22 protein-coding genes and 1 tRNA gene are annotated in these 20,235 nt (G+C 56.4%); 4 read left to right on the top strand and 19 right to left on the bottom strand.

The features are described from left to right. Positions 1–48: 48 nt before the first annotated feature. From PJU76_RS06150 to PJU76_RS06105, 10 genes are all read right to left on the bottom strand, one after another. A complete protein-coding gene (locus PJU76_RS06150; RefSeq protein ID WP_271779786.1) occupies positions 49–1,233 on the bottom strand; it encodes a class II fructose-bisphosphate aldolase in 1,185 nt (394 codons plus the stop codon). 4 nt (positions 1,234–1,237) lie between these two features. After that, a complete protein-coding gene (locus PJU76_RS06145) occupies positions 1,238–1,399 on the bottom strand; it encodes a hypothetical protein (RefSeq protein WP_271780902.1) in 162 nt (53 codons plus the stop codon). Between the two features lie 15 nt (positions 1,400–1,414). Continuing rightward, positions 1,415–2,218 (bottom strand): CbbQ/NirQ/NorQ/GpvN family protein, encoded by an 804-nt coding sequence (locus PJU76_RS06140; RefSeq protein WP_271779784.1) that lies wholly within the window; start codon positions 2,216–2,218, stop codon positions 1,415–1,417. A 110-nt stretch (positions 2,219–2,328) separates the two neighbouring features. Next, the gene (locus PJU76_RS06135; protein ID WP_271780901.1) at positions 2,329–2,805 is read right to left on the bottom strand and encodes a ferritin-like domain-containing protein; all 477 of its coding nucleotides are present in this window, start codon (positions 2,803–2,805) and stop codon (positions 2,329–2,331) included. A gap of 13 nt (positions 2,806–2,818) precedes the next feature. Next, on the bottom strand, positions 2,819–3,157 hold the full coding sequence (locus tag PJU76_RS06130) for a BMC domain-containing protein (protein ID WP_271779779.1): 339 nt from the start codon (positions 3,155–3,157) through the stop codon (positions 2,819–2,821). A gap of 47 nt (positions 3,158–3,204) precedes the next feature. Continuing rightward, positions 3,205–3,501, bottom strand: a complete 297-nt coding sequence (locus tag PJU76_RS06125) for a BMC domain-containing protein (protein WP_215880263.1) — start codon at positions 3,499–3,501, stop codon at positions 3,205–3,207. A 31-nt stretch (positions 3,502–3,532) separates the two neighbouring features. Further along, positions 3,533–3,799, bottom strand: coding sequence for a carboxysome peptide A (locus PJU76_RS06120; protein WP_271780900.1), 267 nt, complete (start codon positions 3,797–3,799; stop codon positions 3,533–3,535). A 186-nt stretch (positions 3,800–3,985) separates the two neighbouring features. After that, positions 3,986–6,292 carry a CsoS2 family carboxysome shell protein gene (locus PJU76_RS06115; RefSeq protein WP_271779776.1) on the bottom strand — a complete coding sequence of 769 codons (2,307 nt, stop codon included), beginning with the start codon at positions 6,290–6,292 and terminating at the stop codon, positions 3,986–3,988. 70 nt (positions 6,293–6,362) lie between these two features. Further along, positions 6,363–6,695, bottom strand: coding sequence for a ribulose bisphosphate carboxylase small subunit (locus PJU76_RS06110; RefSeq protein ID WP_064217737.1), 333 nt, complete (start codon positions 6,693–6,695; stop codon positions 6,363–6,365). A gap of 91 nt (positions 6,696–6,786) precedes the next feature. Further along, positions 6,787–8,208: a form I ribulose bisphosphate carboxylase large subunit gene (locus PJU76_RS06105; protein ID WP_271779775.1), complete on the bottom strand. Its 1,422-nt coding sequence runs from the start codon at positions 8,206–8,208 to the stop codon at positions 6,787–6,789. Between the two features lie 257 nt (positions 8,209–8,465). Here PJU76_RS06105 and PJU76_RS13795 point away from each other — a divergent pair, with 257 nt between their 5' ends. Continuing rightward, positions 8,466–8,561: an HVO_A0114 family putative DNA-binding protein gene (locus PJU76_RS13795; RefSeq protein WP_456298499.1), complete on the top strand. Its 96-nt coding sequence runs from the start codon at positions 8,466–8,468 to the stop codon at positions 8,559–8,561. A gap of 113 nt (positions 8,562–8,674) precedes the next feature. Here PJU76_RS13795 and PJU76_RS06100 read toward each other — a convergent pair whose 3' ends face one another. Both PJU76_RS06100 and PJU76_RS13720 read right to left on the bottom strand, forming a co-directional pair. After that, entirely contained in the window at positions 8,675–9,130 is a 456-nt protein-coding gene (locus PJU76_RS06100; RefSeq protein ID WP_271780899.1) for a type II toxin-antitoxin system VapC family toxin, read from the bottom strand. Next, positions 9,117–9,356: a type II toxin-antitoxin system Phd/YefM family antitoxin gene (locus tag PJU76_RS13720; protein WP_408629752.1), complete on the bottom strand. Its 240-nt coding sequence runs from the start codon at positions 9,354–9,356 to the stop codon at positions 9,117–9,119. Before PJU76_RS13720 ends, PJU76_RS06100 begins: the two co-directional genes overlap by 14 nt. Before the next feature lie 103 nt (positions 9,357–9,459). On the opposite strand from PJU76_RS13720, the gene PJU76_RS06095 reads away from it, so the two are divergent. After that, positions 9,460–9,544 (top strand) — tRNA-Leu (locus PJU76_RS06095). A 232-nt stretch (positions 9,545–9,776) separates the two neighbouring features. On the opposite strand, the gene PJU76_RS06090 is transcribed toward PJU76_RS06095, so the two are convergent. The 5 genes from PJU76_RS06090 to PJU76_RS06070 are packed head-to-tail and all read right to left on the bottom strand — an operon-like array spanning position 9,777 to position 13,844. Beyond that, the gene (locus PJU76_RS06090; RefSeq protein WP_215892986.1) at positions 9,777–9,971 is read right to left on the bottom strand and encodes a cytochrome C oxidase subunit IV; all 195 of its coding nucleotides are present in this window, start codon (positions 9,969–9,971) and stop codon (positions 9,777–9,779) included. Between the two features lie 39 nt (positions 9,972–10,010). Next, entirely contained in the window at positions 10,011–10,565 is a 555-nt protein-coding gene (locus tag PJU76_RS06085) for a cytochrome C oxidase subunit III (RefSeq protein ID WP_271779019.1), read from the bottom strand. Between the two features lie 18 nt (positions 10,566–10,583). Further along, positions 10,584–12,467: a cytochrome c oxidase subunit I gene (locus PJU76_RS06080; RefSeq protein ID WP_271780898.1), complete on the bottom strand. Its 1,884-nt coding sequence runs from the start codon at positions 12,465–12,467 to the stop codon at positions 10,584–10,586. A 46-nt stretch (positions 12,468–12,513) separates the two neighbouring features. Further along, the gene (locus PJU76_RS06075) at positions 12,514–13,278 is read right to left on the bottom strand and encodes a cytochrome c oxidase subunit II (protein WP_271780897.1); all 765 of its coding nucleotides are present in this window, start codon (positions 13,276–13,278) and stop codon (positions 12,514–12,516) included. 14 nt (positions 13,279–13,292) lie between these two features. Next, the gene (locus tag PJU76_RS06070) at positions 13,293–13,844 is read right to left on the bottom strand and encodes a cupredoxin domain-containing protein (RefSeq protein ID WP_271780896.1); all 552 of its coding nucleotides are present in this window, start codon (positions 13,842–13,844) and stop codon (positions 13,293–13,295) included. 541 nt (positions 13,845–14,385) lie between these two features. On the opposite strand from PJU76_RS06070, the gene PJU76_RS06065 reads away from it, so the two are divergent. Both PJU76_RS06065 and PJU76_RS06060 read left to right on the top strand, forming a co-directional pair. Further along, a complete protein-coding gene (locus PJU76_RS06065; protein ID WP_271780895.1) occupies positions 14,386–15,558 on the top strand; it encodes an HD domain-containing phosphohydrolase in 1,173 nt (390 codons plus the stop codon). A 41-nt stretch (positions 15,559–15,599) separates the two neighbouring features. Then, positions 15,600–18,185 (top strand): hybrid sensor histidine kinase/response regulator, encoded by a 2,586-nt coding sequence (locus tag PJU76_RS06060; RefSeq protein WP_271780894.1) that lies wholly within the window; start codon positions 15,600–15,602, stop codon positions 18,183–18,185. Between the two features lie 28 nt (positions 18,186–18,213). On the opposite strand, the gene PJU76_RS06055 is transcribed toward PJU76_RS06060, so the two are convergent. After that, complete coding sequence (locus PJU76_RS06055; protein ID WP_271780893.1) at positions 18,214–19,089, bottom strand: crotonase/enoyl-CoA hydratase family protein; 876 nt, start codon at positions 19,087–19,089, stop codon at positions 18,214–18,216. Positions 19,090–19,332: 243 nt separating this feature from the next. Then, the gene (locus tag PJU76_RS06050; RefSeq protein ID WP_271780892.1) at positions 19,333–20,190 is read right to left on the bottom strand and encodes a PilZ domain-containing protein; all 858 of its coding nucleotides are present in this window, start codon (positions 20,188–20,190) and stop codon (positions 19,333–19,335) included. Positions 20,191–20,235 lie beyond the last annotated feature (45 nt).

Here is a 20,235-nt window from a genome sequence, read left to right as displayed (position 1 = left end):
ATAATACCAGCAGAAATGGTGTGATTATTGTTATGTGTTGAATGATTTTCATAGGCTTTCCATGGCGTAGTCGATACTGATTTCTCGGTCGGCCACAGGTCGGAAACGCCGGTTGGTGAAGGCCACATAGTCAGGGTGTTCGTGGTAGGAATTGATTACTTCCGGTGCTGCAAAACGCACCTGCCAACAGTAGCGGTATTGAGCGCGTTCTCTCATCGCCTTACCCGTAATCACCGACCGCACTCCAGGAATGGTGCTCAGCGCCTGCTGTCCCTCGATCATCATCGCGGTCACTTCTTTTTCAGAAATGCCGATAACGTTGTGGATGATCAGGTGTTCCACGGAGGTCCACGGACGACAGCATGCCAACACCTCGGCGGCCCGCCCGGCGGCGCCCCACACGCGCATACAGCGCTCAGCCTCGGCGCTGATCGCCGCACCAACGCCCTGAACCAAATCCAGGTAGCCAGCACCCGGCGCCGATTTCGCCCGGGCGCTGATCGCCGCGTTCGCGGCTTCAGCCAAAGCGGTAAAATAGTTGATCTTGGCCACGCCATGGACAATGAGTCGCCGAAATTGATCATCGTCGAGCCGGGTTCTGCAGTGGATTGCCAGAGGAATACCCAGAGCCTGATTGATGCTGCGCAGGCGCTGGATATCCAGCTTGGCTTTACTATTTGGACAGCTCTGTTCCGCCCGAATGGACACCACGAGGAAGTCCACTCCCGTGCGTTCGACAAAGCCCTTCGCCTCGGCCACAGTGGTGTAGGGTGCCGTGGCAGGATACCCCCCTTGGGGGTTTATATCCGCTGCGTCGGGGATGTAACCCAAGTCCCCTTCGACCGGCACACCGCAGGCATGGGCCATATCGACCACGGTCTTCGTATGCGTCAGGTTATCGGAGAAAGTCGACTGCGAGGCGTCCACCATCACACCGTTGCAACCCAGGCGGATAGCCCGCACCGCTGCTTCCAGGTTCGCGCTCCGGTCAAAATGGAGGGCCACCGGCACCGCGCTACGGCGTGCCGCCGCCTCTACCCCTGACATCAGCAGTTCGAAATCGTAGTGTTCCAGATGCGATTCGGCCAGAGAGAGGATTACGGGGGCGCGAGACCGCTCGGCAGCGGCCATGACACCCTCGACGAACTCCAGGCTCACGACGTCGAAAGCACCTACCGCGTATCCATGTGCATAGGCATGGCTCAGCAGATCTTTCATATGCACCAAAGGCATAACGCTATCCCCCGAAACAGAATCCAACCCCTGTAATGCCTGCGACCCTGAACGTGGCGGCACTGGCGCGGTATAGCCCAATATCCCAGGAGGCGCGCAGCACTTCGCTAGCGTGTTCCCCGAGTTCGGCCAATATGTCCTGGTATTTTTCGAGTTCGACCGCCATCTTTGGCTCCGGATATCAGAAGAATGTACTCACCGCCGCGTCGAGTGCGTCACGCATATCTGGGTCATCGGTGATCGGCCGAACCAGCGTCATACGGCATGCCGCCAATGGCGCCACCCCCCGGGTAATCAGGCTGCCCGCGTAGATCAGCATACGTGTGGAGATTCCCTCGTCGAGGCCATGCCCCTTGAGGTTGCGCGCGCGTTCGGCGATGGACACCAGTTTGCCGGCGATTTCAACACCGACATGGGTTTCGTGGGCAACGATCTCGGTTTCAATATCGTGGGCAGGATAGCTGAAATCCAGTGCACCGAAACGCTGTTTGGTCGACTGCTTCAAGTCTTTCATTAAGCTCTGGTAGCCCGGGTTGTAGGAAATCACCATCTGGAAATCGGGATGGGCCTGTACCAGTTCGCCCTTCTTTTCCAGCGGCAGCACACGCCGCGCGTCGGTGAGCGGGTGGATCACCACCGTCGTGTCCTGGCGGGCTTCCACCACTTCGTCGAGATAGCAGATGGCCCCAAAACGCGCGGCGATGGCCAGTGGGCCGTCCTGCCAGCGGGTGCCGGAAGCGTCGAGCAGGAAACGGCCGACCAGATCGGATGCCGTCATGTCCTCGTTACACGCCACGGTAATCAGTGGCTTGCCCAGTTTCCACGCCATGTATTCAACAAAGCGTGTTTTTCCGCAACCGGTAGGCCCTTTCAGCATCATGGGCATGCGCACCGAATAGGCCGCTTCGTATAGTTCCACTTCGTCGGCCACGGCGCGGTAATAAGGCATATCTTGAACGAGATATGGATCAATTTCGGGTGACATTATTTATTTCACTCCTGAAGCCAAAATAAGGCATTTAATCGGGCCATACCCGCCGCGGGTGCAAGCTCTTGTGACCCTCTGGGCGAGGTACTGCATCAACCCTGACCGGTTTAGACTCTTTCCATGGCGACCAGCGCTTCCATTGGTCCTGATGAGGCCGCATTCAGATCGGTCAACAGGTGATTCAGGTCGCGCAAGTGACCCAATTCCTCTTGCAGCAGACCGGCGAACAAGGCCTGCAACCCTTCCACGCGCACGCGGGCGCAGTAGTGGGCGGCTTCCTCGTACAGGCGGATCACGTCGATCTCCAAGTCGCGATCGATCAGCAGCATCTCCTCCAGGGATCGACCCGGACGAATGGGCGGCAGTTGCGTGCCATTGGAAGGAATACCCAACATCAGCATGTGCTCAATCAACCGCTGCGCATGTCCGAGCTCCTCCTCCGCATCACGGCGGAAACGGCCACTGTATTCCTTCAACTGCCACATCGCGGTCAGACTGGACTGGGTGAGATACTGTTGCACAGCGGCCATCTCGGCACTGAGCGCGCGCATCAGGTAGCCCGTCATTCGCGGATCATTCGCCATGGCCACGCCGATACTAGCTGAGTGACTGGCTGACCACGCCGTCCAACCCGCTGTCACCGGCATCGGGCGCCTTCGGAAGTATGTTTTCCACTTCTGAATGCACGCGGGCGATGATGTGGGCGGCCACCAGGCCATCGCCGACGCGCTCACACGCATCCGCTCCGGCGCGCACCGCCGCATTGACCGCACCGGTTTCACCGCGCACCAGCACGGTGACATAGCCGCCGCCCACGAACTGGCGACCCACCAGACGCACTTCCGCCGCCTTGGTCATCGCGTCCGCCGCCTCGATCGCCGGCACCAGGCCGCGCGTTTCAATCATACCCAATGCTATTCCGCTGACGTTTGCCATTTTTATCACTCCATGTGCTACCGCTTCGGTTGATTCGTTTAAAGCACTTATTCCGCCGGATTGCTGGGCAGAATGTTTTCCACTTCTGAATGCACGCGGGCGATGATGTGGGCGGCCACCAGGCCATCGCCGACGCGCTCACACGCATCCGCTCCGGCGCGCACCGCCGCATTGACCGCACCGGTTTCACCGCGCACCAGCACGGTGACATAGCCGCCACCCACGAACTGGCGACCCACCAGACGCACTTCCGCCGCCTTGGTCATCGCGTCCGCCGCCTCGATCGCCGGCACCAGGCCGCGCGTTTCAATCATACCCAGTGCCACTCCGCTTACGTTTGCCATGTCAACTACTCCTTTTGGGGTTAAAAAACGGTTAATTCCCTGTCTGCCCAGCGCTGGGATCCCAATGATCGATGATCCCGACGATGGTCAGGTCGCTCGGAAAGTCTTTACTGCCCGCCGCTTCCCGGGCAGCGGACGAACCTACGCAAATCACCCAGTCGCCAGCGACACAGCCCACCGCATCCACGGCGATGCTTCTCGCACCGCCCTTTTCCTTGACCACCAGCAGTGGACGGTGTCCCATTTCCTTGATCCGGTTGGTCGAAACCAGGGTTTTTTCCACCTGACAAATCTTCATCGTGCGCTCCGCAATGCTGAGGCGCCGTTCGCTTCGACCGTTTCGATCGGGCTGCCCGAGGGCTTGTAAGGTGGGCGCGTTGCTCCTGGCTGAGGGCTCACATGCCGCCCTGGACGGTTTCTCGTATTCATCGCGATCTCTGGTCCGTGCTTCGTGGATGGGCGTGTAACCGCCGCTGGTATCACATTAACCTCGTGCACCACCGGAATAGGTGATAAAAGAGCCTCTGGCATCATTGCCGCTGCTGCCGGTCACTCGGCTGATGGGCAATTCCGGCCGCTCGCGGTCTTTCATTTGAGAAGCCCCAGGCACCGCAGCGCGCTGTTCTCCGCGCAAGGTCGGGTTGCGGCGCGTGGAGCTGCCCTCGGTGCCGGTAATGCTTTCATTGCGCCTCCAGGCCGCTCCCGTGATGGCAAAACCCCCTTCACGCCCGTCCCCGGTAAGGCGATTGCGCGGCGCTTCCCGCGTTGCGACCACCGGCGCGGCGCTATGGGCCTCATCCCGATAACGGAACTCGGGGGTGCCGGAAACCAGACCCGCCGCGAGATTCACCGGACCGGTGATGCGTCCGACCGCGCCATAGGCCGTGCCGGTTACGCGGCTGAGCGGGCTGTCCTGCGCACTGCGCGCGGGGGTCGTGACGCTAAAATTTCCGCGGATCGCCGCCACCTCCGGGGCAGCGACTGTCGCTTGTGGCGCATCGGCCGGAGCACGGGTGAGGGGATGCATCCGCGTTCCCGCACCCCCCTGCGGTACCCGTTGATCCGCACCACCATAGGGCGTTCCACTTAAAACCAGTCCTTCACCACGGGCGGAACCCGTCACCTTGCTGTCCGGCCCTAAGCGGATGCCCGTCATCATCGCACCGGCGACACCGCTTCTGCTGGCCATCAAGGCCCGTGCGCTGGCCTGGGAATCGGATGCGCAAAATGCCGCGTACTGATCGGGACCGGCGTATTCCGTGCCCGTGACCGGCTGGCAACCGCCGTATTCATCGCCGGTGACCTTGGGGCTGCGTTCCACCGAAGTGCCGGATACCGGCTGCTCGTGCCAGGTGCGCATCACACCGACTTTTTCCGCTCCGGGAACGGGCTTGCGGTTACAGGCTTGATATTGCGCCAGTCCGGCAGATTCTGTGCCCGTCACACTGGCGCAGGCCCCACGTTCCGTACCCGTCACGCGCTCTCCGGGGGCCGTTTCCGTACCGGTCAAAACCTGCTCGCGTAGCGTACTCATCACGCTCACCTTGTGCGGAGCGTTGCCGCCGTCGCGACACAGGCCGCCGAACGACTCCGGCTGGTAATATTGGCTGCCGGTGAGCTTGCGGCAGGATCCGGATTCATCCCCGGTCACCCTGACGCTGCGTCCGACTTCGGTTCCACTCACGCGCTGACCAGCCTCGGTGGCGCTTACGCCGACCTTGGCCGGCGTAAGCGCCGGCCGGGTTGCGCAAAAGGATTCAAATGTGTCGGCGCTGAGATATTCGGTGCCGGTCACGACCTTGCAGGCGCCGTGTTCGTCGCCGGTGACCTTCACGCTACGGCCCATCTCCGCACCACTTACGCTCTGGCCTCGGGCGGTACGGCCTACGCTCACCTTGGCCGGAGCCGGCTCGGGGGTGGCGGCGCATAAGGTGTCGTATTGCTCGGCGCCGATATATTCCGTGCCCGTGATGGCACGGCAACTGCCCGGCTCGGCACCGGTGACCTTGGTGCTCCGCTCCACCTGGGTGCCGGTCACAGATGTGCCACTCAGGGTCGTCCCTTGCTCCACTTTGGCAGGTACTGCAGGCTTCTGCCGGGTCCGACCGCTGGGTCGGCACGCCGGCTGGTCGCCGCGTCCTTGCTGGCAGAGCACGTCACGGCGCCTCTGGGCTGCGCCGCGCCCGCGCAATCCCGTCGCCGCACCGGACGTGGATGCGTTGTTGTTCTGCGATGTACGCGAAACACGGGCCCGAGATGGCTCTGATGGCTCTTCTGCCATTTTCCCCTGACGGGAAAGCGCGCGACGCCGCTCCTGGCAGAGTTTGCGCACCGCAGAGGCGCTCGGCCCGGCCACCGATGCCGGATCTTCGTCTACCAGCGCGCATACCGCTGCGAGCAACGATTCCCGCTCGGCGCTTTCAGTGGCCGCCTTCCCCTGGCAGCCGCAGCGCTCAGAAGAGGCGGCGCCTGGCGCCGCGGCAAGCGTTTCCACCGGCGCGGTGGTCACCGGCAGGTCTGAGGCAAGCACACGAATCCCCGCGCGTGCCGCAGGGTTGGTCTGCGTCGCTTCTATGGCGCCACCTTGCGACAAGGCTGCACGGCGGGCACGGGAAAGCGACCTGCCGGTAGCCCCCGGCGTCGCCATGGCCGCCGTATTGCCCGTTGTCCGCGCGGCGGACTTCGCCCCCAGTGCGGCGGCACCGTTGTGCGACAACGCCCGCCGCCGCTCCAGCGCGGCGGCACGTGTCGAGCGCGGGGACGCCGTATTGTTTGCCATAGAGTCGCTCATGCCTTGATCCTTTCGTATCCATCAAACCCCTGCGCGGGCCATCCGCCGGATAATCCCGCACCCATCTCGCTTAGCGCCCGCGAAACACCACAAAAGCGCTGCCCTGGCTCTGCGAGTAATTGTCATACCCGACTAGGCGCACGTGATGGCCGGGGTGAGCGCGATGGCATGCTTCCAACTCCGTGATCACGGTGTCCACCGACTGTTCGCCGAACATGGGTAACTTCCACATGTACCAGTAGTATGTCGATGCGCGTTCAGGTTCCACATGCTCGATGCCGGGGTTCCAGCCCTGATTGATGAGATAGGCGATCTGACGGCGCATTTTTTCCGGCCCCATCGCCGGCAAATAAGAGAAGGTTTCGTACTTGGGTGTTGAGTTGTAGTCCTGAATGTCAGCCATTTTCTATTCCTTTCTGTGGCGCGCGGAGCGAGCCGTCAAGCTACACGCCGCGCGGGTTTTCGTTTGCGCCTTTGCGATCTCTGTTACCGAATCAGCGATTCACCACGTCCAATTTGTCCACGGTATCGAATTCAAACTTGATCTCTTTCCAGGTTTCCAGGGCAATTTTCAGCTCTGGACTGTCTTTCGCGGCGTTGGTGAGGATCTCCTTGCCCTCGCGCTCCAGATCGCGCCCTTCATTGCGCGCTTCCACACAGGCTTCCAGTGCCACGCGGTTGGCAGCGGCTCCGGCAGCGTTGCCCCACGGATGCCCCAGCGTACCGCCACCGAACTGGAATATCGCATCGTCGCCGAAGATGGCTAAGAGCGCTGGCATGTGCCAGACGTGGATGCCGCCGGAAGCCACAGCGAAGACTCCCGGCATGGAGCCCCAGTCCTGGTCGAAGAAGATGCCGCGACCGCGGTCCTCGGGGACGAATGACTCGCGCAGCAGGTCGACCCAGCCCTGAGTGGCGGCACGGTCACCTTCCAGCTTGCCAACCACCGTGCCGGTGTGCAGGTGATCACCGCCTGACAGACGGAGCGCCTTGGCCAGCACGCGGAAGTGAATGCCGTGATGGGGATTGCGGTCCACCACCGCGTGCATGGCACGATGAATGTGCAACAGGACGCCGTTCTTCCGGCACCAACGCGCCAGACCGGTATTGGCACAGAAGCCCCCGGTGAGGAAGTCGTGCATGATGATGGGCATATTGAGTTCCTTGGCGAACTCTGCCCGTTCATACATTTCCTCGGGCGATGGCGCGGTAACGTTTAAATAGTGTCCTTTGCGCTCGCCCGTTTCGGCTTCGGCCGTGTGGATCGCATCGGCCACGAACAGAAACCGATCGCGCCAGCGCATGAAAGGCTGCGAGTTGACGTTCTCATCGTCCTTGGTGAAATCCAGGCCACCGCGCAGACACTCGTAGACTGCACGACCATAGTTCTTGGCGGATAGACCGAGTTTGGGCTTGATGGTGCAGCCGAGCATCGGCCGGCCATATTTGTTCATTTTGTCGCGCTCGACCTGGATACCGTGGGGCGGTCCATTGCAAGTCTTGACATAGGCGAGCGGGAATCGCACATCCTCCAGGCGCAGCGCACGCACGGCCTTGAAGCCGAACACGTTACCGACCAGGGAGGTGAAGACGTTAACCACGGACCCCTCTTCAAACAAATCTATGGGATAGGCAACGAACGCATAAAAGCAGGTGTCGTCGCCCGGCACATCTTCAATGCGATAGGCGCGGCCTTTGTAGTAATCCATGTCGGTCAACAAATCGGTCCACACCGTGGTCCATGTGCCGGTGGAAGACTCGGCGGCTACCGCGGCGGCGGCTTCTTCACGATCCACCCCCGGTTGCGGCGTAATCTTGAAACAGGCTAGGATATCGGAATCCAGAGGCACGTACTCGGGGGCCCAATAGGTCTGCCGGTAGTCCTTTACACCGGCCTCATACGTTTTTACGGCCATGTTTGCTCTCCTTGTGTCATGGTAGACAACGACGATTGAAGCCACTGATTGGGTTCCAATGCTTGATTGGCATTGTGGATGATCTTCTAATTTATAAAAGTAAAATATATTTACTATTATAATTTACCATGGTTTACTATTGACATGTCTATCCGCCACGCTACATTGCCGCGCAGGCGGAACCCCTGAACTTTGAATCGCCGGATGCGTTCCTGGGCCGACTGACCGCGTTACGATGGTCGCTGGTGCGCTAGATCATGAGTGTGGGGGAAATGTCCATCAGGGAGCTGGCCCGGCGGGTAGGCCGGGATGTGCGTCGCGTTCACTATGTGAGCGAGGGGTTGCTGCACTGAGAAAGCGCGGTGTTCCTCAAGAAGTACTGGATGAGGCGGTGAAGGATGAGACCATATCCGCGTGATTGCAGGTTCATCCCCCGGTGGCGCATTTCCGCCGTCTGTTGAGCATATTACACGACGTTCCCAATGCCATTGCTGGCACGAACGCCCATCATCGTTGCCGCTTTCAGCATCCCTTTGTCCAGCGATAACACCAGATCGGCCCCATGATTTCTGGCAATAGCCAAATGCAACGCATCGGCTGTGCGCAGACCCGTCGCATAGTGCCGAATGTAATTCCCTGCCAGCACAAAATCGTCGTGCCCAGGACGCAGCACACGGAAGGCATCACGAATCAAATCATCGCACATGTTTTCGGCGGCTAGTGCCTCCTCCTCATGCAAACCACTCATGCGGACCTCGCGGGCGAGCAGACTGGAAAACTCAAGCCGCGTGAGGCTGCTCAACACAAATTCACCAGAAGGCAATGCTTGCAGGTACGCGGTAACCTGGAAGCTCGTCGGCTCCTCCAGAATGAGTGGTGCCAGAAAACTCGTGTCTAAATACCACACCTCAGATCGACTCATCCCGCATCTCTTGCAAGAGGTCAATACTCCGTTTGCGCCAATGTGGCATCCTGGCCCGAAATGCAACAAGGCGGTCAACTGGGAGTGCTCCGGTGACTTTACTGGCGCTCTCCACGCGAGCTACAGGCCGCCCATGGCGCGTGATAACCACAGTTTCACCGCTTTCCACCTGATGGAGTATTTCGCTGAGATGAGCCTTGGTTTTGGCCAAGGTATAAGTTGCCATAGTTGTGTACTCTATATGACCATAATATTAGTCATACTAGGGATCGGAAGCGCAAACGTCAACGATTGAGCAAAACGGCAAAACGTAATAAAATAGCCGCCCTGCCCAGGTGGCGAAATCGGTAGACGCAAGGGACTTAAAATCCCTCGGCTTATGCCGTGCCGGTTCGAGTCCGGCCCTGGGCACCACATTGAAACACGAAGTCACGCCGCACAAGAAAAGCGGGCACCCCGAAGCACTCAACCGAGCCATAGCTGAGTGCGGTCAATCGCCTGCGAGTTCATGTCTGCATGTGAAGGTGGACAACGCCGCAACATAAAAAAGACCCGCCGTTTCTTCAATAGCGGATCAATCGGGGGGATAAAACAAGCCTTACCACGTTACATGCTTTAACAATATAAACAGATAGTTATTATGAGGTTATCCGTCGCCAGATGGACTATTTTCTGTCTTCTTTAAAACACGGAGCCGATCTTCATTGGCCACCTCTTTTAATACCCACCAGAAGTACATGCTTAAAAACACCACCGGAAACACGATGTATCCCGTCAACCAGAAGAACGTCGGATTATCCGCTCCAGCTGGAATAACAAACGACAAATGCGACATATCCATTATCTTGCCCTCGGTATAATTTGATAATCTATAAGCAAATTACGCGATATAGAAGACGATAAAAAAGGCTACCCAGAGGATAACTATCCCCCTCCAGTAGGTGAGAACATTATACGATACCCAACGCTCTGCCTTGGCTCGATCGGGCGTACGGGATATTTTCATCATGCTTGCCAGTAACGCCAGGATCCCCGCCACGAAGTGCACCAGAAACCATAAGCTGGTAATATCGTAAATCCCGCCATAACCACTACCGATGCTTAACGTGGTCCAGTTGTAGACTATTCCACCAATCATTACCAAAGAGATGACAATCAGGGTGGCCAAATTACCAATAATACCGCCATCATCGCCCTGATCCAGCTTCTTGCGCGCAACCACCACCGGCACCAGGCTGGCGAGCATCAGGACGCTGAGACCAACACCCGCCCCCATACTCAGGGTACTAGGCACCGCGGTGCCCCCCCAAAGGAAGCGCGCGAGGTCCCACATCGCAAAAATGATCCCGGCAAAAAGCATCAAGAAAAAGAATGCCCCCCTCTTCGCGCGCTCCGAAGCCGGATCCATTAAGCTAGCATAACTATTATCTGCCATAATCTATTTCCTCCTCATTTATTTGCTTGGCGTGGACACCCAGACAAAGGGCTCTTTCGCTCCCGGCGCGTAGTTGTCATTTGGACCAACAACCTCCGGCTCAATCGTCGCAGGGTATGGCACATACGGCGTAGGCGACTTCACCTGCCATTCCAAGCCCTTACTACCCCATGGGTTTGCATCGGCCTTCGGTCCATAGCGCCAACTATAAACCAGGTTGGCCAGCGGAATGAGAAAACCGGCGCCCAGGAAGAAAGACGAGATAGACATAAACAGGTTAATGTTATGCAGGTAGGGCAGATATATGGCAATGCGCCTGTTCATCCCATCGAGGCCCGCTATGAACATGGGGAAGAACGTACAATTGAAGAACACGAAGAACCACCAGGCGTGAAATTTCCCCCAAAACTCGTTGATCTTCCGACCAGTAACCTTGGGGAACCACCAATACAATGCACCAATCCAGGTAAAGATCACGCCACCAAGCATGGTGTAATGAAAATGTGCGACCACCCAATAGGTGTTATGAAGCTGTAAATCCGCTGGGACATCGGCATTGAATATCCCCGTCAAACCACCGACCAGGAAGTTCATCATGGCCATAAGCACCATCAGTACAGCGGCATTAATCCTTAAGCGGCCCCCCCATATTGTTCCAATGGCGGACAGATAAATAAATCCCGTAGGAACGGACACGGTTTCAGTGAGTGTCATGAATATGGGCATACGCGCATCACTCACCGCAGTGAAATAGTGATGAACGCCCAGCATCGCGCCCAACATGGAAACGCCAACAAGTCCGGCGATAGCCCAACCCCTGGCAAATAACGGACGCTTGGCCGCGGCGGGAAGAATCTCCAGCCATATGGCAAAAGCGGGCAATATAAAGACATAAACTTCCGGATGGAACAAAAACCAGAACTGATCCATGTAGGCTAAGGGATGACCGGTAGGTCCGGTGTAAAAATGACTGCCGGCTATCATATCGGACAAGTCCATCAGCGCACCCGTATAGGTGGCGGGCGACTCGACGATAAGAATCGTGGCGGCAGCAAACAAGCCCCAAATAAAAATCGGGACGCGGCCCAGACTCATCCCTTTGGCGCGCATATACACCATGGTGCCAGCGATATTAATGGCGCCGAACAGCGACGCGATAAGAATAGTAGCGGCGCCCAGGGCATAGAACACAATACCGTTACCGCTATTCTGCGCTAAAGGCGGATAGCCCCACCATCCGGTCTGAAATCCACCGATCAAAGGGCTCAAAAATACCGCCAACCCTGCTGGCGGCAAGAGCCACCAGCTAAGCCCCAACAGTTTGGGATAGACGACATTGCGCGCCCCCACCATCAGGGGAAGCAAGTAGTACCCTGCGCCGCCGACAATAGCCGATGCCACCACACCTAGCAGCATAATCACCCCATGGATACCGAAGGTTTCATTGTACATAACCTCCGACATCCACCAGCTCGTCGAGTCCGGTGTCAGCAGCTCGATCCGGATGGCCATGGCAAATAGGCCTGCGAAAAGGAAGGCGGCGATATTGAAAATCACATACCGCACGGCTGTAGACTTCGAATCCGGACCAAAACGAAAATAACGTTCAACGCCGGTGAATGATGGGGCTTCTTCCCCACCAAATGCTCGCCGTATCCATCCCTCCCATACGCCGCTACCCAATAACCAGCCGATCATGCCAGCCACGTAACCCACTGTCGCAGGTAGAGCACCGACCAAAACATCGCCAGTCACAGCAGCCGTAATCCATGCCGCGGCAAAATATCCGGTTAGACCCCAAAATGTCGCGCGCAATAGTGGATACAGCATAGTAATCGTGAACGCGCTCTTGTCACCATTCATATCATCCAGCGGTTGCACTTGCATTTCATTAGTTGCCATTATTTACTCCTCATTCCAATTCAGCATATTAGATGGCAAGTCTTCATTAGAAGCTATTGTTCGCTATCCATTTTTTGAAGTCTGCTGCTGTTACCACCTTAACCGGTGCCCGCATCAAAGGATGTCCGTTACCACAAATCAAGGAACACTGTACACGTATCATCGGGTTCGTAGCGGTTGTTCCCAACGCGGTAGGGGTGATAAACAGATGCCGCACTTCATTGGGAATCACGTCTTTTTTCTCGCCCCAGGCGGGTACCCAGAAATCGTGCATGACGTCTTTGGTCCGCAGGACGAAGTCTATGGTGCGACCCTCGGGAACCACCAGTTTTGAAACATCCGTCACGCCCTGCTTGGGGTAAGAAAACGTCCACTTCCATTGTTGTGCGGTAACATCGATAACCAACGGCTTCTTCGCATCCAGTTGTATGCCCCAGAGTTGCTCTAAGCCCACCATGCCTGGATAAATCGTGTTGGCCAGGTTAATGCCTATAGCCAAGGCCAGCCACGTCACCACGAAAGGGGCCCAAGTCCGTTTCTGATAGGCTGGGGCCTCTGTATCTGACATGGACGAGGCGCGAAAGCGCACCGCACTGTATACAAGGGCGCCGCCTACCAGCACATAGATGCCTACCGCCTGCCACAAAAGATATGTAGTCGCATCCGCCGTGATGTGTGCCTGGATACTACCCAAAATCGGCCAGTTACCAATGCCCCAGGTCATAAGCGTTTCGCCAATCGCCAAGCCAATAATCCATACCACCAATAGGCCACGGAAAGCTTTCCATAAGTTTTCTTTTGCTGCGTTCATATGCCCTCCCTATATTAGCTTCCATGAGCCGGTAGTATGTCAATATTACCGTGCATCCCATTCATGAAGTGCTGCCCCGTTTGCAGGAAACAACCGTATTCCCATTTGCCGGGTTTATTGGGCACCACAAAGCTGAAAGTGTACTTCTGACCGCCGTTGAGACTAACGGAAAACGCTGGTATCGGCGCCGTCTGCCCCCCGCTCGTAATGGGCACGCCGTCAAAGAAGTTGTCTTTCCATCCGACGGCCATGGCCTGTGATTTTGGAAAACCATTATTCCGGGAAACCAACGTTCTACCTATTGAAAACTGATGCGCAATCGCTGGTGCCGACTGTGACCGATTATCAATAGTTAACGCTACCTTTTCTCCGACACGCCATATCATATGGCCCGGTTTGTAATAATAATTGAACTCATCAATTGAGTAGTGATGCACCCCATTAATGACTTGTCCAAATGGACTAGGCAGTGCCACCGTTTTTTCCCACTCCAGGGCGCCTATAATTACTGCTGCGCATGCCACAGCAGATACAAACACCGTAGCCGTACCTCTTCCTGCCGCCATACGTCTCTTCCTCCGCTCAAAAATACACAACCCTTAAAGACGTAAAGCGACTTAGGCTTCACGTCGACCTTCTTGCTCGCCGCCCTCATTTCACCCTGCCATAGGTATCCACCTGACACCAGTGCAGACATAATAACACCTTAATATATTATTTAATACAACTTGCCGCAGTTTGCAACGTTTTTTTCAAGCACCGTAATACATGCCTCCCATGCATCTCTGTGTTTCACGCCAAGCGCTTAGATGATAAATAAAAAATACAATAAAAACAGTATCATATATCACCGTCTTGCAATCTCTCCAAGTGAACGTGAATAATAAGAACAACACCATATAAGAAAGTAATTATCGCCCTGAAGCTGTTGAGTTGCTCATATATTCACGTCCACCGGCAGATTCTTCATCGGCGCGGGTGCGCTGCGCGAGCGTGGTCAACTAGTCAGGTGGTTCAGGTGGACATATACTACGCGCCGGTCTAGGGTTATATGTATGCGGCTTAGCAAATCAGGCTGAGATGCGTTTGCTTGGACCCGGAGAACTTATGCAATCAGCTAACCAACGCTCATACCTCCAGGACAACTCGGATGCGCCGCTGTCCGGGGGCAAGACGAATAATTCGTCCACGAAGCCGTTCGTCATTATCGTGGACGACCAGTCAACCGGTCGCAAGATCCTGGAGAAACTGGTGCTCGGCATTACACCGGAACCACTGGTGGAAAGCTTCACCGATCCCCGCAAGGCCCTGGAGCGGATACACGACCAAACGCCGGATCTCATCCTTGCAGACTACAAAATGCCGGTCATGGATGGGTTGGAGTTCACGAAGCGCGTCCGCGCCATTCCTGCCTGCGGCGATGTGCCGCTGGTGATCGTCACCGTAGTCCAGGATATCCAAATCCGCTACAAAGCCCTGGCGATCGGAGCCACGGATTTTCTCACTCGACCAGTGGACCAACACGAGTGCCAAGTGCGTTGTCGCAATTTGCTCGCCCTGCGCAAGCAGCAGCAGATCGTCAAAGACCGGGCGAGCCTGCTGGAGGATCAGGTGGCGCTGGCGACCGGGCAGGTCCGCAGAAGGGAGCGGGAAACGCTCCTTATTTTAGCTCGGGCCGGTGAATACCGCGATCATGATACCGGCAACCACGTCATGCGCATGGCCAAGTATGCCCGCGTGATGGCCGAGAAGCTGGGCTTCACCGAAATGGAGTGTGAAGAAATTGAGTTGGCCGCGCCGCTGCATGACATTGGTAAAATAGGGATACCCGACGCCATCCTCCTGAAACCCGGCAAGCTCACGGCGGATGAGTTCCAGATAATGCAAGCGCACCCGATCATCGGCTACGAAATATTGAGCGGCAGCCAATCCCGTTTTATCCAGATCGGAGCGGTGATTGCTTTGGGTCATCATGAAAAATTTGACGGTAGCGGCTATCCCAAGCGGCTGCGGGGGGCGGAAATCCCGCTGGCGGCGCGCATTGTCGCGGTGGCGGACGTGTTTGACGCCCTGACTTCGGAGCGCCCTTACAAGGCGGCTTGGCCCTTCGATGAGGCCGTTGCTTATATAAGAGATCAGGCAGGTCGTCACTTTGACCCCCTCTGCGTGCAGGCATTTCTCGACCAGATCGACGAAATCCGTGCGATCGGGAGGCGGTTATGCGATCCCCCAACACAAGGAAATACCATCGGCTCATCGCCTGCTGATGCGGATATGTAAAGCTGGCGCAACCCAGCCCGGCCGCCACTGTGGATCCATCGATGTCCGATACTCAGATGCCCGAAACAAATGATCCAGCCGTCCGTCAGGTGGGCCTCTTCCGGGCCATCTCTGGCCGACTATCCCGGCGGACCGATAGTGAGCATGAGCAGGCGATTGTGCGAATGGTGATCGGCCTGCTGGTTTATATCTATATATTCTCCTCCGCCTATATCAGTCTGCTTAAAGACCCCAGGCATCTTTTCACTCTGCAGATTTCAGCTACTATTTTTATAGTTTTTTCAGTAAGTTTGTTTACTTCCATCATCGTCTGGCCGGGCGAATATCCCTGGCGGCGCATCTTGGGCATGAGCGGAGACCTCGGCGGTATATCTTTCCTGATTTCTCAGAGCGCTTACCAGTCGGGATTTCCGCTGCTCGGAATCTATCTTTGGGTCACCATGGGGAACGGTTTCCGATACGGCCTCAATTATTTGTTTCTTGCCACCATTATGAGTGTTACCGGCTTCACTGCCGTGCTGTTCACCAGCAATTTCTGGTCCTCTCATTTCACATTCTGGGTGGGCGGGTTAATCATGTTGGCTGCCCTCCCCACGTATATGGCCGCCCTGCTGGCCAAACTAAATGCCGCCATCGACCGCGCAAACGAGGCCAACAGGGCCAAATCTCAGTTTCTCGCCAAGATGAGCCACGAGCTACGCACCCCATTGAATGGGGTCATCGGGATGAGCGATCTCCTCTTGGAGACCGGCCTGAACGAGGAACAAATGGGGCTCGCCCGCATCATTCAGGCATCGGCGCATACCCTACTGGAATTAATCGAGAACATCCTGGATATTTCCAAAATCGAGGCGGGGCGTCTCATCATCGAGCAAACCGATTTTGATTTGCATGCCCTGGTGAATCAAACACTCAAGACACTAACGACCGCAACCAGTAAAAAGGGGTTGAATCTGGTCAACCACATCGTGCCAGAGACGCCTTTCCTGCTGCGCGGCGATCCCCGCCACCTGCGTCAGGTGCTGATCAATCTCACTGGCAACGCCGTCAAGTTTACAGATGAAGGTCGTGTGGAGTTAAGTGTCCGCCCCCTTTCCGTCACGCCTGACAAGGCCTGGCTCCGCTTTGATATCAGCGATACCGGCCCCGGCATTCCAGAGGCGGCGCAGGCGGGCATCTTCGAGCCTTTCGTCCAAGCGGATGCATCCATCCAGCGTCGTTATGGCGGCACTGGTCTGGGCACGGCCATCGCTAAGGAACTGGTCGAGAAGATGGGTGGCCGCATCGGCTTCCATAGCCTTGTCGGTTCGGGTTCCACCTTCTGGTTCGAGTTGCCTTTCCTGGTCCGCGATACAGCCCGGATTCAGGATGCCAACGACACCTGTTCCCTGCCCGATACCCGTGTGCTGATCGTCGCTGGTGGCGCGCTAGCCGAAAAGCTCCAGGACGCCCTGACGACGTGGAATATGAAGAGCGACCTTGCGGGCAGCTCCGCACGGGCCTTCTCGCGGATTGTTGAAGCCAACGAGCACGGCATACCCTACCGGGTGGCCCTGGTGGAGCGCCGCCAACTGGAGTTGGCGGCGGATCAATTCGCAGTCGCGGTGCGGGCGGAGGCGGAGTCTCCCCTGCAACAGATATCCCTGGTGCTGATCGAGGAAGAAGAATCAGGGCAAGAGGACGAACGCTTCCTGCGCGCCGGCTATTCATCGGTTCTGCATACTCCCATCGACAGAACGCTGCTCTTTAATGCGCTGCATGCCGCCAAAGCCGAGCATGATATGCCCGAAAACGTGGTCCCGCTGCTGGAGTACTACCAGCAGCGTAGCAGCGCCCGATCCCTGCACCTCCTCGTTGCAGAAGACAGCCTGGTGAACCAGAAAGTAATCCAGGGGATACTTAAACACGCCGGGCACAGTGTACGTCTGGCGACCGATGGCGAGGAGGTCCTGGACATCCTGGCACGGGAAGGCCCTTCTTTTGACATGCTCATTCTGGACATGAACATGCCGGGAATCAGCGGGCTGGACGTCTTGAAGACGGTCCGCTTCATGGAAACCGCGACACCCGCCCCAGTCATCATGCTGACGGCCGACGCGACCCGCGAATCCATGGAGTCCTGTCGGCTGGCCGGCGCAAGCGCCTATCTCACCAAACCGATCAACGCCAGGCATTTGCTCGATACTATCGCGCAACTTGCGGAAAAACGCCAGGAAACGAGCCAAAACAATGTGCTGCATTCCCTGGATACACAGGGAACCGCCCAGGGTATGGTAGACGAGCAAGCCTTATATGCCATCGGTCAATTGGGAGGGAACGATTTCGTAGATGACGTAACGAGGGGTTTTATCCAGGACGGTCATCATCTCGTGGCCGAAATCCAGGAATCGGCGACGCAACGAGACTATCCGCGTTTTCAGGATGTGGTACACGCCCTCAAGGGCAGCGCCGGGCAACTCGGATGCACGCTCCTGGTGCTGGCTTGCAGCGAGGCCGAGAGGTTGAAGCCTTATGATCTTGGCGCACCAAAGGCGGAAGCCCTGGCAGAGAAGATCAGCAATTCATTTGATAGCACCTGCACCGCTCTGACCACTTACCTCGATAGCCAGCGCGATGCAGTAACCTAATGAAACCTACCTAGGATTCCAAACCCCGCTATGCCGCGCCCTGATGCCTTGCCGACTGCCTAGCAACAAGCCTCTCCATCATCCGCAGATCTCTCGCTTCAAGGCGCAATGCGGCATCGACCCAAATTTCCCCGACTTTTATCAACTCCTCGTAAGTGACCGGACTACACAGGTCCTTTACTTTGCGCAAGGCCCGATACCCGTTTTTGGCCCGGTCTTCTTTCTGAATATAGTCATACACTGCGCGTTCCCCATGCTTATCCTCAGCGAGGATATCGACCACCCCCATATCATACAGCTCATCGGCGGTATAAATTTTTCCGCTCAGAATCATGCGCTCGGCATTGGCAATGCCGACCTTGCGGGACAGAAGACTATATGCCCCCATACCGGGGAATAGATTGAAAAGGATCTCAGGCAGGCCCATTTTGGCGCTGCGTTCCGCTATCAGTACATTGCTAGATAGCGCACCCTCGAACCCGCCTCCCAACGCGTCCCCCTGGACCAGGGAGATGGTGGTTATATCCTGATCGAGATGGGAAATATTGGCATGCAAAACCTTTATGCAGGAAGTGGTATAGCGCAGGAGCCCATTTCGGTCTTTTGATTGAATGAGCGTTCTGAATAAATTCAAGTCTCCCCCCAAATTAAAAACGCCGGGAACATCGGAGGCCCATGCAATATAACTTATTTTACGACCTTCCGATAACGTGTTTTGGGAAACTACTGTTTCGTGGAAATAGTGGATCTCGTCCAACAACACCGGGCTAAAGCAGGGGCGCGGCGAAGCATGCATGAAGCACCACATCAATTGATACTTTTCATCATAAAAAGTGCCCAGCTGGCTGTAAGAGGACCGATATGATCCGGGCAACGGCGCAGAGGGTTGAAGCATGCTGTTCATGAGGTTCTCCTAGGAAACTTTGGGTGGCGTTGAGATGAAGCAAAGAGGCGCGATGACCTCCCCCATCCAATTTCGCTAAAACGGGGGCAGCGATCAAGAGCATTGACCTCCACACAAATCCGCAACCTCGGCACCCACTGGGAAAAATGTAACGCTCTGGCCGACCTCGGAAACGAGGGTGTAAGAATTTTTGTGTAAATGGTCATTTGGCAGGAAACTGCCGTCAGGGGGCATGCGGACGACTCAACTCATGTCCGCAATCCATGCTTCCAGATCCGAAAAAACGGTCACCTGTTGCCAGGCGAAGGCCCACAAAACGGCGGGGCTCCCCGGTATTTGTCGTTGGTTGACAAACGTTGCCGCCAAATCCAAGGAATCATCACGTTCCGGTCGCGGGAGCATCACCCAAAACAACTGCCCTGAGGACGGCAACCCCGCACCCTGCGCAGGCTTTTTTGTTGTGCCTGGGACATCCGTGATGAAGGCTGCGCCACCCATGCTGATATCCGTCAACCGGACAAAAATCGATGGAAGACTTTCATGCACATCACGCAAACCCACCCTGATGGGCGTATTGACGGTATAGCGATGATAAGTTCGTTGTTGCGACCAATATATCGGCCCTGGATTCACAGTGATTGACTGGTTGCCAACATTAATCACTTTACCCAAAAAACCGGCGTGGAAAACGTCATCACGCCCGATCACCAGAATGTCTCGGCCAACCAGATTTTTTCGATCCAGAGAAAAATCCTTTTGTATGACGCCAGTTGCGGGACGTGACCATTGTGGGATGGTCAGATGCACTGTTCCACCAGGGTCCAGTACCGTTATCAGTACTCCGAAGTCACGATCGGGCTGGTATTCCAGGACAACTGTCAACAATCGAGATTCTGAGAGCCACTTTGCCAAAATGCGGGAAGGTTCGCGGACTATCTCCCAACGGCTGAAGAGTCGTTGGGCTTGAATGGCGAGTGGTGGGGTGCCGATCGTCAAGGTACCTGAGACGCGCAGGTCTACGCTCTCCGTTGGGTGCATGGTTGGTACTGCACCATTGGCAGGTGTCCATTCCAATATCTGCACTTTATCCCAATCTACCATCGGTATTCCGTCAATCCTATCTGCGTGTTACTAGGTACTCTAAGC

Source organism: Acidithiobacillus ferriphilus (genome assembly GCF_028215975.1).
Taxonomy (GTDB): Bacteria; Pseudomonadota; Gammaproteobacteria; order Acidithiobacillales; family Acidithiobacillaceae; genus Acidithiobacillus; species Acidithiobacillus ferriphilus.
The sequence above is the reverse complement of the archived record's forward strand: the minus strand, read 5'-3'. Positions and strand labels throughout refer to the sequence as shown.

Excerpts from the sequence above, each read along its gene's own strand:
- PJU76_RS06150 (WP_271779786.1), bottom strand. The coding sequence starts at position 1,233 with ATGCCTTTGGTGCATATGAAAGATCTGCTGAGCCATGCCTATGCACAT.
- PJU76_RS06145 (WP_271780902.1), bottom strand. The coding sequence starts at position 1,399 with ATGGCGGTCGAACTCGAAAAATACCAGGACATATTGGCCGAACTCGGG.
- PJU76_RS06140 (WP_271779784.1), bottom strand. The coding sequence starts at position 2,218 with ATGTCACCCGAAATTGATCCATATCTCGTTCAAGATATGCCTTATTAC.
- PJU76_RS06135 (WP_271780901.1), bottom strand. The coding sequence starts at position 2,805 with ATGGCGAATGATCCGCGAATGACGGGCTACCTGATGCGCGCGCTCAGT.
- PJU76_RS06130 (WP_271779779.1), bottom strand. The coding sequence starts at position 3,157 with ATGGCAAACGTCAGCGGAATAGCATTGGGTATGATTGAAACGCGCGGC.
- PJU76_RS06125 (WP_215880263.1), bottom strand. The coding sequence starts at position 3,501 with ATGGCAAACGTAAGCGGAGTGGCACTGGGTATGATTGAAACGCGCGGC.
- PJU76_RS06120 (WP_271780900.1), bottom strand. The coding sequence starts at position 3,799 with ATGAAGATTTGTCAGGTGGAAAAAACCCTGGTTTCGACCAACCGGATC.
- PJU76_RS06115 (WP_271779776.1), bottom strand. The coding sequence starts at position 6,292 with ATGAGCGACTCTATGGCAAACAATACGGCGTCCCCGCGCTCGACACGT.
- PJU76_RS06110 (WP_064217737.1), bottom strand. The coding sequence starts at position 6,695 with ATGGCTGACATTCAGGACTACAACTCAACACCCAAGTACGAAACCTTC.
- PJU76_RS06105 (WP_271779775.1), bottom strand. The coding sequence starts at position 8,208 with ATGGCCGTAAAAACGTATGAGGCCGGTGTAAAGGACTACCGGCAGACC.
- PJU76_RS13795 (WP_456298499.1), top strand. The coding sequence starts at position 8,466 with ATGAGTGTGGGGGAAATGTCCATCAGGGAGCTGGCCCGGCGGGTAGGC.
- PJU76_RS06100 (WP_271780899.1), bottom strand. The coding sequence starts at position 9,130 with ATGAGTCGATCTGAGGTGTGGTATTTAGACACGAGTTTTCTGGCACCA.
- PJU76_RS13720 (WP_408629752.1), bottom strand. The coding sequence starts at position 9,356 with ATGGCAACTTATACCTTGGCCAAAACCAAGGCTCATCTCAGCGAAATA.
- PJU76_RS06090 (WP_215892986.1), bottom strand. The coding sequence starts at position 9,971 with ATGGATATGTCGCATTTGTCGTTTGTTATTCCAGCTGGAGCGGATAAT.
- PJU76_RS06085 (WP_271779019.1), bottom strand. The coding sequence starts at position 10,565 with ATGGCAGATAATAGTTATGCTAGCTTAATGGATCCGGCTTCGGAGCGC.
- PJU76_RS06080 (WP_271780898.1), bottom strand. The coding sequence starts at position 12,467 with ATGGCAACTAATGAAATGCAAGTGCAACCGCTGGATGATATGAATGGT.
- PJU76_RS06075 (WP_271780897.1), bottom strand. The coding sequence starts at position 13,278 with ATGAACGCAGCAAAAGAAAACTTATGGAAAGCTTTCCGTGGCCTATTG.
- PJU76_RS06070 (WP_271780896.1), bottom strand. The coding sequence starts at position 13,844 with ATGGCGGCAGGAAGAGGTACGGCTACGGTGTTTGTATCTGCTGTGGCA.
- PJU76_RS06065 (WP_271780895.1), top strand. The coding sequence starts at position 14,386 with ATGCAATCAGCTAACCAACGCTCATACCTCCAGGACAACTCGGATGCG.
- PJU76_RS06060 (WP_271780894.1), top strand. The coding sequence starts at position 15,600 with ATGTCCGATACTCAGATGCCCGAAACAAATGATCCAGCCGTCCGTCAG.
- PJU76_RS06055 (WP_271780893.1), bottom strand. The coding sequence starts at position 19,089 with ATGAACAGCATGCTTCAACCCTCTGCGCCGTTGCCCGGATCATATCGG.
- PJU76_RS06050 (WP_271780892.1), bottom strand. The coding sequence starts at position 20,190 with ATGGTAGATTGGGATAAAGTGCAGATATTGGAATGGACACCTGCCAAT.